9 protein-coding genes are annotated in these 13360 nt (G+C 61.7%); 6 read left to right on the plus strand and 3 right to left on the minus strand.

Annotated elements, in window-relative coordinates; translation table 11 throughout:
* Nucleotides 1-49: 49 nt before the first annotated feature.
* Nucleotides 50-448: a hypothetical protein gene (locus E0486_RS07295; RefSeq protein ID WP_131851494.1), complete on the minus strand. Its 399-nt coding sequence runs from the start codon at nucleotides 446-448 to the stop codon at nucleotides 50-52.
* 125 nt (nucleotides 449-573) lie between these two features.
* Between E0486_RS07295 and E0486_RS07300 the strand changes: the two genes are divergently transcribed.
* Nucleotides 574-2463, plus strand: a complete 1890-nt coding sequence (locus tag E0486_RS07300; protein WP_131851495.1) for an AAA domain-containing protein — start codon at nucleotides 574-576, stop codon at nucleotides 2461-2463.
* Here the strand turns inward: E0486_RS07300 and E0486_RS07305 are convergent.
* Entirely contained in the window at nucleotides 2460-2849 is a 390-nt protein-coding gene (locus tag E0486_RS07305) for a zinc ribbon domain-containing protein (protein WP_131851496.1), read from the minus strand. The two genes, E0486_RS07300 and E0486_RS07305, sit on opposite strands and share 4 nt — an antisense overlap.
* A 140-nt stretch (nucleotides 2850-2989) precedes the next feature.
* Here E0486_RS07305 and E0486_RS07310 point away from each other — a divergent pair, with 140 nt between their 5' ends.
* The 4 genes from E0486_RS07310 to E0486_RS07325 all read left to right on the plus strand — a co-directional run bounded on the left by E0486_RS07310 (nucleotide 2990) and on the right by E0486_RS07325 (nucleotide 10124).
* Nucleotides 2990-6148: a caspase family protein gene (locus E0486_RS07310; protein ID WP_131851497.1), complete on the plus strand. Its 3159-nt coding sequence runs from the start codon at nucleotides 2990-2992 to the stop codon at nucleotides 6146-6148.
* A gap of 58 nt (nucleotides 6149-6206) precedes the next feature.
* Nucleotides 6207-8165, plus strand: coding sequence for a sensor histidine kinase (locus tag E0486_RS07315; RefSeq protein ID WP_165917231.1), 1959 nt, complete (start codon nucleotides 6207-6209; stop codon nucleotides 8163-8165).
* Nucleotides 8131-8772 carry a response regulator gene (locus E0486_RS07320; protein WP_131851499.1) on the plus strand — a complete coding sequence of 214 codons (642 nt, stop codon included), beginning with the start codon at nucleotides 8131-8133 and terminating at the stop codon, nucleotides 8770-8772. Before E0486_RS07315 ends, E0486_RS07320 begins: the two co-directional genes overlap by 35 nt.
* A gap of 167 nt (nucleotides 8773-8939) precedes the next feature.
* Nucleotides 8940-10124 carry a thioredoxin family protein gene (locus E0486_RS07325; RefSeq protein WP_131851500.1) on the plus strand — a complete coding sequence of 395 codons (1185 nt, stop codon included), beginning with the start codon at nucleotides 8940-8942 and terminating at the stop codon, nucleotides 10122-10124.
* Between the two features lie 369 nt (nucleotides 10125-10493).
* Here E0486_RS07325 and E0486_RS07330 read toward each other — a convergent pair whose 3' ends face one another.
* Nucleotides 10494-10895 carry a hypothetical protein gene (locus E0486_RS07330; protein WP_131851501.1) on the minus strand — a complete coding sequence of 134 codons (402 nt, stop codon included), beginning with the start codon at nucleotides 10893-10895 and terminating at the stop codon, nucleotides 10494-10496.
* Nucleotides 10896-11069: 174 nt separating this feature from the next.
* Between E0486_RS07330 and E0486_RS07335 the strand changes: the two genes are divergently transcribed.
* Nucleotides 11070-13355: a caspase family protein gene (locus E0486_RS07335; protein ID WP_131851502.1), complete on the plus strand. Its 2286-nt coding sequence runs from the start codon at nucleotides 11070-11072 to the stop codon at nucleotides 13353-13355.
* The last annotated feature ends 5 nt before the right edge of the window (nucleotides 13356-13360 follow it).

Raw genomic sequence — 13360 nt, forward strand, 5'->3', positions numbered from 1 at the left:
GCAAGGGTTGGGGATGGGCCTCGCGAAAAAACCGCCCGGAGGCGGTTTTTTATGGCCGGGTGAAGCCCAATTCGTAGCGCAGCGCTACGCCGTTGATGCGCCGTTCCTGCCGGAGGCGGAATTCGTGCCCGCCGCGGAGTAGCAGGTAGGCGCTGCCGTCGAGCCAGAGGGTGCTGCCCTCGAGTTGCCAGGAGCCGCTGCGGACGCCGCCCAGGCCGGGCGCGCAGCGCTGCCCGCTGTCGGCCACTTCGTAGCGGCCATCGGGGTAAAAGATCCAGCGGTCATCGAAGCGGCAGGGATCGTAGTAGTATTCACACCACAGGTTTTGCCCGTTGGCCCGCTCCTCGGTCTGCAGCCAGGCGCCCTCGGGCGGAGGACCGCTGTCCGCGCGGCCGCCCTTGGAGCAGGCGGCCAGCAGCGGAAGCAGGAAAAGGATGGTGTTTTTCATAGGCCGAAGTTGGCCCCGCCGCACGGACGTTTCCAAAGGCTTTTCACCAGTATTTGTTGCTTTTTTCCCGGCCGGAACGCGGTGTTTTTCCCGCGTGTTTTTAGCGGTCGGCTACCTTTACGCCCATGGATTATTTCAAGGACTTGCAGCGCCTGCTGAAGCTGGAGAAGGAAGAAGACCGCCGGAGCTGGGAAGCGATGGCCCTGTCGGTGCCGCTGGCCGAGCGCCGCGCCGCCGGCAGCAGCTGGTTCCCGGTGGCCATCCGCGATACCGAGATCGGCCGCGGCGACTACCTCACCGTGGAGTTGGAGCGAACCACCCATCTGGATGTAATCCACCAGTTTCGCTTCGGCGCCGCCGCCGCCCTTTTTTCCAACCACGACCCGAAGGGCGACCGCGCCGAAGGCGTCGTTACCCATGTCGGCGGCAACCGCCTCAAGATCGCCCTGCGCGTAGACGAGCTTCCCGACTGGACGCGCGACGGTAAGCTCGGTGTGGACCTGCTTTTCGACGAAAATTCCTACGAAGAAATGGAGCGTGCCCTCAAGGTAGCGCCTGAGCGGGCGGCCCAGCGCGTGGAAGGGCGGCTGCTGCGGGTGCTGTCGGGGCAGGAAGGAACGGAGTTCTACACGGAAAAGGCGTACACGCCACTGCCGCAGCTCAATGAAAAACAAAACGAGGCCGTGGCCCGTATCCTGTCGGCCTCCGACCTCGCCATTGTGCACGGCCCGCCGGGCACCGGGAAGACCACCACGTTGGTGCAGGCGGTGCGCCTGCTGGTGCGCGAAGAGGGCGGCCCGGTGCTGGTGGTGGCGCCCAGCAATGCCGCCGTAGACCTGCTCAGCGAGCGGCTCGCCGCCGAAGGGCTCAACGTGGTGCGCGTGGGCAACCCGGCCCGTGTGTCGGAGGCGCTGCAGGCGCTCACGCTCGACGAGCGGATGAGCAGCCACCCGCAGTTCAGGGAGATCCGCCGCTTGAAGCGTCAGGCTGCCGAGTACCGCGATCTGGCGCAGAAATACAAGCGGTCTTTTGGCCCGGCGGAACGCGAGCAACGGAAAGCCCTTTTTGCCGAAGCCCGCGCCATCGCCGGCGAGGTGGAGCGCACAGAACAATACATAACGCAGGATGTGCTGGGCCGCGCCCAGGTGATCACGGCTACACTGGTGGGCGCAAGCCACTATTCGGTGCGGAGCCTTAAATACGACACGGTGGTGATCGACGAGGCCGGCCAGGCGCTGGAGCCCGCCTGCTGGATCCCGCTGCTGAAGGGCCGCCGCGCCGTACTGGCCGGCGACCACTGCCAGCTGCCGCCCACGATCAAGTCGGTGGAAGCGGCGAAGGGCGGGCTGGAGCGCACGCTGCTGGAGAAATGCGTAGCCCTGCACCCGCAATCCGTAGTTCTACTGGAGGAGCAATACCGGATGCACCGGACGATCATGGAGTTTTCGTCGAGGGAATTTTATAAGGGGAAGCTGAAGGCGGCGCCGGCGGTGGCGGAACGCACGCTTAGGGGCGAAGCGCCCCTCCGCTTTATCGACACGGCAGGTTGCGGCTACGAGGAAAAGGTGGAAGGCACGCGGCTCTCCAACCCGGAGGAGGCCGTATTTCTACTGAAGCAGGTGGAGCGCCTCGTTGCTTCCTTGCCTGGGGAGGAACGCCCGACCATCGGGGTCATCTCGCCCTACCGCCGGCAGGTAGAACTGCTCAGGGAGCTCGCTGCCGCCCACCCGTTGTTGTCGGTTTACCCGGCGCTTACCATCAACACGATCGACTCGTTCCAGGGGCAGGAGCGGGGCGCCGTATTCATTTCACTGGCCCGCAGCAATGCCGACAACGTGATCGGCTTCCTGTCGGAAGTGCGGCGGATGAACGTAGCCCTGACACGCGCGCAGAGGAAGCTGGTGGTGGTGGGCGACAGCGCCACGCTGGGGCAGTATCCGTTTTACGCCGATTTCATCGCCTACGCCCAGGAGCAGGACAGCTACGTGAGTGCCTGGGAGCTGATGGATTTTTAATAGTGCAGGATGCGGCGGACGCTCAGGTAAAAAATGAGCAGGGCCGACAGTGCGATGAGCACCCGGTAGAGCGGCCGCTTACTGTACAGGAACAGGATGCCGAAAAGCAGCAGCGGGTATACAAAGGAGGCGATGCGGAGCGGGCTTTCCGTGCCGATCCTTTCGGCAACAGGCCGCCCTTGCTGGAGTTTGTCATACACCCAGCTCAACCCGTTCAGCGCCAGCGCGCTCAGGGCGATGAGCAGGTAGCCCGTATCGGAAACCCGTTTGCGCGCGGGCACGGTGTCGCCGGCAAGCAGGGAGGCTTCTTCGTGAAGCGGCTGGCTGCAATGCTGGCAGTAGCGGGCGTCGGCGTCGTTGAAAGCGGTACAGGAAGGGCAGGTCATGGGCGAAAAATACGGCTTCCGGGCAAACGGGCAAGCGGACGTACCCATTTTCAGGTATTGCTGCTGCCGGCACTTTGAACGATTTTTATGCCTCTATCGGAATAGTGTATCTTCTTGCTTTCCTACCAAAACGAACTTTTATGCGGATCCTGATCCTGGCGGCAGCCCTTCTTTTCAATGCAGCGATGGCTTCGGCGGGTGACGGCCCGGAACGACCGGCCGGCCGCAGCCCCCACGCACCGGGAATCATCAGCTCGAGCCGTATTATTACGGTGCACCGCGACAATTATGCCCGCTACCTCAACGGCCAGCGTCCCGACTCGGCGATCGCCTACCTGGTGCGCTCGAAAAAAGGCAGCAGCGGCTCGGACGCGAAAGCCAACAGCGACACGCTCGACCGGCAGCTCCACCAAAAAAACATCCTCTACTTCCGCTGCTTTTACCGCAACGGCCCTGCGCTTCGGCGCTTTGTAGACCTGTCGCCTGGAGGCGCCCTCCAAAAAGAGGTGGCGCTCCAGGATACGCTCGCGATGCAGTTGGAGATCCGGCAGTATTACCCGCAGGGAGCACTGCGGTCGACGGGCGGCTACAAGTATTTGGATTCCCTCAACCTGGTGGGCACGAGCGTCCGGCCCTGGTATGCGCCCGGCGCTGAGCTGCAGCGTGCGGGAAAGGAAATGCGCTACCATCTCAATGGCCGGCCCCAGCTGGAGCTGGACTACATGGATGGAAAGCGCCGGGATGGCGTGTATACCGACTGGGACGACGAGGGTGCCGTGAAGGCCACCTATGAATTTCGTGACGGCAAGCTCGTGGCGGTAAAACGCCTTCAGCCCATCGGCTCGTCGGAGCGCAAGGCCTTCCTGTTCGGGCAAGACCTCTACGAAGGTCCGAAGGGTCGAAAAGAAAAGGATTGGCTGATGGACCTGAATGGTTGCTACAACGACATCACGAAACTGAAGGCAACGTTGGAGCAATCGGCAGGCTTCGAGGCCCGGAACGTGTTGATGACCGGTGGCGAAGACGCCACGCGGGCTTTTCTACTGCGCGCCTTCGACCGCTTTGTGAGCAGCCTGAACCGGGGCGACAAAGTGTTTCTTCATTTTTCATCGAGCGGATTTTTAACCCGGGACGATGCCGGTTTGCACTTTTACATTCCCTGCCGCGACATCTGGAAGTATACGTTGGAAAGGCCCGACTCCGGCGCGATAAGCCAGGCCGAGCTGCTCGCTTTTCTGAACCGCGTACAGCGGAAGGTGGGCCGGCAGGGGCAGGTGCTGCTTTCGCTGGACGCCTGCCACGCCGGTGTTTTTCTGAGTGACTCGGCCAACGTGGGATCCGTGGCCACGAATGCCGGCCTCAGCCTGCGGGGCGAACAACGAAATTTCCTGTTCGATTTTATTCAGAAAGTGGAGACGCCCTCTGCCATTCTCTCGGCCACCACCCGCGAGGGTTACAGCATGGAAACCCGCGGCCCCGACGGGAAAACGTACGGATTGTATTCCTACTACCTGGCCGAAGCCCTTTCCGATCCGACGATGTCGGATCTGAACGAACTCTTCCGCACCGTCAGCGACAGCATTCAGAAGAAGCAGACCAGCCAGCAGCCCGGCTTCCTGGCCCGCGGCCCGATGCGGCTCTTTGAAGCGGGTGCGGTAACCGGCAGCGATGCCGTTTCTCTGCCCGCGCTCCGCCCAAGCGGTAACACCTTCAACCTGTCGGTCGGCATCAGCCAATACCCGCGTTCCGAAAAGGCCGGACTTTCGTTTGCCAATGCCCGCAGCGACGCGGAAAGCTACCACCGCTATTTCGGGGAGCAGTTCGCGCGCCTCAACGGCGACAGCGCCGGCGGTGCCCGTACCGTATTACTACAGGATGAGCAGGCAACGAAGGAAGAGATCATCTGCTTCATCAACGAGGCTATCTCCAGCACGCGGCCGAACGACTACTTCGTGTTCAACTTCTCGGGCTATTGCCGGCAGCTGACCGACAGCGCCGGTAAGAAGCAGACCTGGTTCGTGCCGTACGGGCTGACCAACATCGGCTCCGATGCGGAGATCCGGGAAAAGGGCATCAGCCTCAGCCAGCTGAAAGAGTTGTTGCAGCTCATTCCCGCCAACAACCAGCTGTTCATCTCGGAAGCGGGCGCCACGCCCGACTTTCAGCGCGAATTCATCCAGGCGCTGATCGAAACGAGCCCCACGATCGCCGGCCTGTCGAAGAAGAACCGCGTGTTCCTGGTTCCGAAAACATCGGGCGCCGACAATTGTCCGTGTAAAAGCGTGGTGCTGCAACAAGGGCCACTCAATCACTACATCACGTCGCTGCCGGAGGGGCTGAATATCTACGGCCTCTTCGCCGATTCGCTCAACACCGAAGCGATCCGCTTTGCGCTGGCGAAGGCAGAAGTGGAGTGCGACTATTTCCGGACGGGTTATTTCGACATCTTCTTCGAGCGTGATTTTATCCGGCAGATGAAGCTTTTCCTGCCCGAGGAAGTGATGCAGTCACGCGGGATCGGAATTAAAGAAAAAGAGCGCAAGGAGCTGGTAGCGCGCATCGGCCGGCGCGTGGCTTTTATCGTGGGCACCAACGAATACGCCGCCGCCACGCAGTGGACGCGCCTCGCCAACCCCGTGGCCGACGCCCGTGCCATGGCCGACGTGCTGGCGCGCAACTTTGGCTTCGATACGATACTCTTGCTCGACAAGCCGGCCGATAGTATTTATAGCCGCCTGCTGCAACTGGCACAAACGCTGCAGCCTTCCGACCAGCTCCTCATCTACGTAGGCGGCCACGGCGACTTCGACGAGCGGCTCTTCGACGACGGCTTTATCGTGACGGCCGACTCGAAGCCGCTGACGGAAGACCCGTTCCGGAACACCTATGTGCAGTATTCGAAGCTGTCGCGCCTCATCAACCGCCTGCCGCCGATGCAGATCCTGACGGTGCTCGACGTCTGTTTCGGCGGCACCTTCGACGAGCGGGTGGCGCGCAACAAGGCACGCGGCGGCTACGACGACCTTTCGAACGCTGCGTTTTTACAGGACAAGCTGAAGAAGCGCACGCGGCTCTACCTCACCTCCGGCAGCAAAAACGTGGTGCCCGACGGTTATGCCGGCCGTCATTCACCCTTTGCGCTGCGCCTGCTGGAAGCTTTTGAAACCCGTGGCGGCACGGAACGCATGCTCACGGCCAGCGCCCTGTACCAGTTTGTGCAGAAGTTGCCCTCGAAGCCGATGCTCGGCTCCTTCGGCGACGACGAGGTCGGCAGCGAGTTTGTGCTCGTGGGCCGCTAGATTACCCGCTTTTAAGTATAGGCGGAGCCACCGCTTTTTACGACCTTGCCCATCTGCCATGAAACTGCGCCTGCTCCTGTTGCTCTTCTCTGCCACTATGCTTTCTGCTTCGGCCCAGACCGACAGCGGGCTGCGTGGCCGTACACTTTTTCTAGAGATCGAGCGTGCAAAGCGCCTGCCACCGGGCGATCAGCCCGCGGCCCTCGTGCGCATTGCGCGCGCGGCGGCCGAATCGTCGCAGGAGCTGACCCGCCTGCTGCAGGCCGCGGGCAGCCGCGAAAGCGCTCCCGGAAGTGTGGCGCTGCTGAAAGCGGCCGAAGCGCGCGTGTCGTCGCTTGGCGCGGATCGTAATGCTACGGACGCCCTCACGGTGGCTGATCGCGCCTTGGCGCGCCTGCCGGCCGACACCGCCACGCAGGTGCGCCTGCTGCTGGCCGATGCCGCCGCCTTTGCGGGGCAGCCCGGCCGGAGCGCAGCTTACCGCCTGCAGGCGGAAGCGACCCTGCGTGGCAGCGACAATCCCCTCGACCGGCTGGCCAACCTCGACGCCCTGACGCGCATCAGCAACGGACCGGCGGTGAGCAGCGGCTACCGCGATCTGCTGCGCACGCCTTCCCTGGGCGAAAACGACCGCGTGCACATCCTCAGCCGCCTGCTGATCAACCTGTGCCGCCTCGGCGGCGGGGTGGCGGCTACCGGCCCGGCGCAGGAGCTGCAGGGTGCGCTGGCGCGTCCGCCCCGCGGCTTCGATGCCGCCGAGGCCGACCTCGCCCGCGCGCTCTTTGCCGAAAGCCGTAGCCGCTCCCTGGAAGCTTCCTTGCTCTATCACCGTATTTCTACGTACCCGGCTTCGCCTTCGGCCACCGAGGGCCTCATTGCCGCCGGCGACTTTTACAGCCGCGCGCTGCGCCCCGACTCGGCCCGCTACTACTTCGCGCTGGCGCGGCAGGGAGCCGGCTGGAACGAAGTCCCGGGGCTTGCCTACCTCTGGCGCCGGGCGCAGGCAGCGCATGCGGCGCGCATTCGTCAGGCACCGTTGCCGGCGGCTTTTCGCACGGCTTTGCTACAGCAGGATTCGATGTACCGCGCCGAGCTGCAGGCCAGCAGCCGCGAGCTGGCGCTTCAATACGAAGTGCTCGAAAGCAGCGCCAAGACCCGCGCCCTGCGCGACCAGCAGCAGCTGGAGGGGCTCCGTTACAAGCAGCAGCGCCAGCGTACCTGGATCGCCCTGCTGGCCCTCGGCTGCTTCAGTCTGCTGGCCCTCGGCGCCGCGCTGCTGCTCAACCAGCGGCGCCGCCACGCCGCGCGCCTCCACGCCGCCGAACTCGAACGCCGCGACGTGGAGCACCGCGCCCGGATGATGACGGAGCTCGCGCAGGCGCAGGAAGCCGAGCGCGGTGCCATCGCCGGCCAGCTGCACGACGAGATCGGTACGATGCTGTCGGTGGCCCGGATGAACCTCTCGGCCGGCACCGATCCTGAACACCTGCAAACAGCCGGGAAGCTGCTCGGCGACGTAGCTCAGACGGTGCGCGTAATGAGCCACCAGCTGATGCCCGTGGCGCTGCAGCAATACGGCTTCCGCCAGGCCGTGGAGCAACTCGTGGCCGACATCAATGCCGCGGGAAAGCTGCCCGTGGAGCTCGCCCTCGTGGGCTTCGAGAGCCCCCGTTTCACCGACCTCTTTTACAGCACCTGCTACCGTATGGTGCAGGAGCTGCTGCAAAACGTGCTGAAGCATGCCGGTGCCGGTCATGCGCTGCTGCAGTTGGTGGAACACCCTGAATTGGTATCTTTAATGGTAGAAGATGACGGCTGCGGCCTCGGCCCGGAAGGGCACCGCGATGGGCGCGGGCTCCGGCTCCTGGCTTCACGCGTGGCTTTCCTGCAGGGCAGCCTGCACATTGAAAGCAGCCCCGGCGCCGGAACCACCGTCATCGTCGAGCTGCCGGTGCAACCGGCCTTCTTAATACCAAACGAACATGCCACAACCCGTACGGATCTTCATCGCGGATGACCACCAGGTCCTGGTCGACGGACTCATTTCCTTTTTCGAAAAGACGAAACACATCGAAGTGGCAGGCGCCGCTAACGATGGCCGCACCCTCCTGGAAACCCTCCCGCAGGCCGACCCCGACATCGTGCTGCTCGACCTGAACATGCCGGGGATGGACGGCGTGGCCGCACTCGAACAGATCGTGCGGCGCTTTCCGAAGGTGAAAGTCATCATCTTGTCCAACTACCACCAGAGCGGGCTGATCAAAAGCTGCGCCCAGAAGGGCGCCTGGGGCTACCTGCTCAAGAACGGCTCCATGGACGACCTCATGGCGGCCATCGACGGTGTGATGGCCGGGAAGAGGCAGTTCGCGGCCGGAGAGGAGGAAGAACGCGTGGAGAAACCGCATTTCCTGGACGATTCCTTCCTGCAGCAATACAGCCTCACCAACCGCGAGGTGGACATTATCCGCTCCATCTGCCAGGAATTGAGCAGCAAGGAGATCGCCAGCCAGTTGTTCATCAGCGAGTTCACCGTCAACACCCACCGCCGCAACATCATGCGCAAGCTCAATGTGCGCAACGCCGCAGGGATCATCAACTTTGCGGCGCAGCACAAACTCGTGTGAATGTCAGATCTCTGATTTAGGATTTGTAGGCTCTGTTCAGGGAATCTGAAATCCTAAATCCTAGATCTGAAATCGTTAAGCAGCTGTGAATCACTATTTCTGAGTATAGGCCCCCGGCGGGGCCTTTTGTTGTTTTGCTGTATTCCTCAAACGACAAATACCCGGTTATGAACAAGAAATTCTTTGCCCTCTGCCTGCTGGTGCTCGCCAGCCTTTCGGTCTTTGCCAACGGCATCCGCTTCGTTGAAAACAAAAAATGGAAGGACATTCTCGCGCTTGCGAAAGCGCAGCACAAGCCGATCTTCCTCGATGCCTATGCCAGCTGGTGCGGGCCTTGCAAGTACATGAGGGAAAACGTGTTTAACCAGGCGATGGTGGGGCAACTGTACAACGACAAGTTCATCAACGTAAAAATGGATATGGAAGAAGGAGAGGGGCCGGATTTGGCCAGGGAGCTCAATATCGAAGCCTACCCGAGCTTTTTCTTCATCAATGAAAAGGGCGAAGTGGTGCACAAGTCGGTAGGCGCTCTCAGTGCCGTGGCCTTCGTGGAGTTGGCGCGCACGGCGCTGGATCCCGCCCGCCAGTTTTATACGCTGCAAAAGAAGGCGGAGCGGGGACAGCTGACGCCGGCGGCCTTTCACCAGTGGCTGGCGCAGGCCGAGCGGGTAGACGGCAGCGTGGTAGACAGCACGGTGGCCCGCTACCTACGCCAGGCGAAGTACCCGCTGCTCGACTCCGACATGCTGCATATCCTGGTGGACTACGCGAAGACGCCCTCGCGCGCGCAGGTGGACTTCCTGTTTGCGCACCGCGATGACGTAGCGCGCCTGCTCCACCTGAACGGCGCCGAGCTGGAGCGCAGCCTGCTGCGGAAGCTGCGCGGCTATGCCCTGTCACTGTCGGCGGCCGCCGACTCGCTCAACTTCCCGGCCTTTGAAGGCATCGTGCAGCAGTATGCTCCCGTCAGTGCGTGGGTGGAAACGCAGCGCCTCCGCACGGCCTGGCAGTTTGGCGACGGGCAGGACGATCGCGGAATGGGCAGCCTGCTCGACCTGCTGAAGCGCCCCAATAGCGGCCTTTTTGCCGAAGACCTCGCCGACCTGCTGCTGGAACACGTAGACCGCATCGCGCCACATCCACGTGCCGCCGAAGTGGCATCGGCCGCCAAAGCGTTCGTGTTGCGTCCCGATGAGCCGAAGGGCTATTACCGCGATGTGTCGTTGCTGGTGCTGGCACTGAAGCAGAAAGACGCTCCCGCCATCCGCACCTACGCCCGCGCCGTGTACGACAACAGCACCGTGCCCGATGATCTCCGGGAACGCGTAAAGGACCTGCGCGACTATGAATAAACCAGGGTTTTCGTTTGATAGACAAGCCCCGCCTTTCGGCGGGGCTTTTTGGGGCCAGAGAAAGAACGCAGATCGTTATGATGATTAAGATTTACGCGGATAAAATTTGTACGTACCAAGTGTCGGCGTGAGTGGGCGAACGATTCGAAGACTTTCTGCAAGCAGAATGCTTACTGCTGGTCAATAGGATTCAAATCGCTACGAAGGCTGGCCGGCGGCGAAATGATCCTTCCTATGGCATCAGCATTTCGCTGTAATCCGCGTACATCCTGCAAAATCCGCGTCATCTGCGTTCTTTCTCTTTGTTGCGCGGAGCGTATGAAAAAGCCCCACCATAGGGCGGGGCTTCCAGATCCATGGAGGATAAGCTTATTGCAGCTTGTAGGTAACGTTGGAGTTGGTGCAGTTTCCGGAATCGCTCCACTCGCGGGTGCCGCCAACCGATACAGCGTAAACGGTGGTGTAGCCATCACCTACGGTAACGGTGCCTTTGCCCCAGGCGTCCACCGTGCCGCGGTAAACACCGTCCACATACACCTTTACATAGAGGCTTGTCCAGTTGTCGAAAGTGATGGAGCAGGCGCCGCGGGTCTTCGTGCCCTTCGTCATTACGTCGGTAGTAGAAGCGTCTTTTTTGATGTTGGGGTTGGCGCCACGGTTCTTGGCTACGGCCTTGCCCTGCACGGTGCGGGTGGTCTGGGCGTTGGAGTCCATCGAGGAAGCCATCAGGAGGCCGGTGGCGAGCAGGAGGCTAAACAGTACTTTTTTCATTTTGGTATGTTTTTTAATTTATTCAAATATAGCAGAACCGGCGTGTAATAGTAAATACCAATTAGTGGGTATTTTTGCGTCTCTTCCGAATAAATATTTTCGCCTATCTTACCTGATACAGGATTGTATAAGTACGGTCCGTGGTTCACGAAACTAACGCTAAAGGTTCATATTATGAAAATATCCACTTTCAGATTCCTGCTCCGCGGAGCCTGCGTGCTCCTGCTGGCCGCCGCCGCGGCAACCGCCGGCGCCCAGGAGCAGCGCGCCCTGGTGATCGGCATCGATACCTACCAGCCGCCCGATGGCGTTACCCCCGCCAACGACGGCGGCCGTATCGACTTCCCTGACCTGGACGGCTGTAAAAATGACGCCCAGTCCATGAAAAGCCTCATCACCCGCTACAACTTCGCTGAAAGCAACGTGCGCGAGCTGTACGACCGCGCGGCCACACGCGACGCGATTTTGGCGCAGATGAATGCGCTGCTGGCCGACAGCAAGCGCGGCGACCTGGCGCTCATTTACTACGCCGGCCACGGCAGCCAGATGCGCAACTCCGTGGGCGGCGAAGACGACGGCCGCGACGAAAGCGTGGTGCCGTCCAACACCTGGGAGAAAGGCGTGTCGGACATCCGCGACAAGGAGCTGGCAAAGGTTTTCAACCAGTTTATCGACAAGGGCGTGAAGCTTACCGTCATTTTCGACTGCTGCCACAGCGGCTCGATGTCGCGCGGCAACCCGGTATATAAAGTGAAGTCGCGCTATATCGCGGAAAGCAACTTCGATGTGAAAGATGCTTCGCGCCCGGTGCCGCCGGAGAATCGCCCCAACAGCGACTTCCTCATTCTTTCCGCTGCGCAGGACAACGAGTTTGCGCAGGAGCAGATGGGCAACGACAACATGCCGCACGGCGCCTTTACGGTGGCCCTGCTGCAGGCCATCCAGCTGCATTCGATCAACGTGCCCGTGACCACGCTCTTTCAAAGCCTCCGCGAGATCCTGAAGTCGAACGGCAAGCGCCAGGAGCCCGTGCTCACCGGCTCGCTCGAGCGCCAGCGCCAGAACCTGTTCGGCGTTACTCCCTCCAAACTGAGCGACGACGTGGTGGTACCCGCCTCCCTCGCCCCCAGCGGCCGTGTAACGCTCCGCGGCGGTGTGGCCCTTGGCCTAGGCATCGGCAACGAGCTCGTAAAGGTCAATAATGAAAACGTGCGCTTGCGGATCGTGAAGTTGTCGGGCATGGGTGAATCGGAGGCCGAAATCGTCGCCGGGAAGCCCGCCGACGTAGAAGCCGGGTCCTTTTTCCGCGTGGCCAACTGGGTATCGACCACCGGCCCGCTGCTGAAGGTATACCTGCCCGCGTCCGTTTCCTTTAAAGACGCCCAGCAATTCGCCACCGTGGCCGCCGAAGTGCGCCGCTCGCCGAAGGTGAGCTGGGTGAGTAAGATCGAAGAGCAGGTGCCGCAGGTGAGCGTTTATTACCAGAATGGAAAGTGGATGGTGGAAAGCGCCGACTACCCGGCACCGCAGGAGCTGGGCGCCTTCACTGCCGCCAACATCATCAAGGCGGCCCAGGGCCCCAAGGCGCAGGTGCGCGCCCTGTACGTGGAGCTGCCGCCGGCCAAAGAGCTGGTGGATGCCGTCAACAAAAAATTCGCCGATTACAAAAACCTGCAGCTGGTGACCAATGCCTCTGCCGCCAACTATGTTGTATACGGAACGGTCAGCGCACAGGGTTTGCCCGGCTTCGGGCTGAAGCGCCTCGAAGTGAACATCAGCGACAGCCTGAGCTCGATGCCGCTGCGCACGAATTATTTCCCGGCCAGCGCCGCCACGGCCACCGTGATGAACGACATCGCCGACAGCCTGTTCACCTACGCCCTGCGCCTCGGTAAGGTGCGCGGCTGGCTGATGATGGCCGCTCCGAAGCGCGCTTCCTTCTTTCCCTACCACCTGGAGCTGCTGAACACAGCCACCCATAAGGCGGTGGACAGCACGGGCGACCACATCGGCGATGAGCTCGACCTGAGGCTCGTAGCCAATCCCGACTACCTCGACAAGGCCATTCCTACCAAGTATATCTACGTCTTCGCCATCGACAAGGCGGGCACGATGACGCTGCTCTTCCCGCTCGGTACGGCCGGTGCCGTGGACAACAAGTTCCCGGTGCGCGGGCCCAACGACCAATACCCCGTGGCCAAGACGCTGATTGAAGGCATCCAGGTCATTCCGCCCTCGGGCACGGATAATTACATCTGCCTCGCCTCTGAGGTTCCGCTGAACAATTACCAGCAGCTGTTTACGCAGGAAGGGGTCAACGACGGTGTTCCCCGCGGCGAGCCGGCCAGCCCCATCACGTCGCTGATCGACATGGGCAACATTACGGCCCGCGGCCCGCTGCCGCCGACGCCCGCCAACTGGAACCTCGTTCGCCTCTCCGTTAAAACACGCTATAAATAATACGT

Source organism: Flaviaesturariibacter aridisoli, assembly GCF_004343705.1.
GTDB lineage: Bacteria > Bacteroidota > Bacteroidia > Chitinophagales > Chitinophagaceae > Flavisolibacter > Flavisolibacter aridisoli.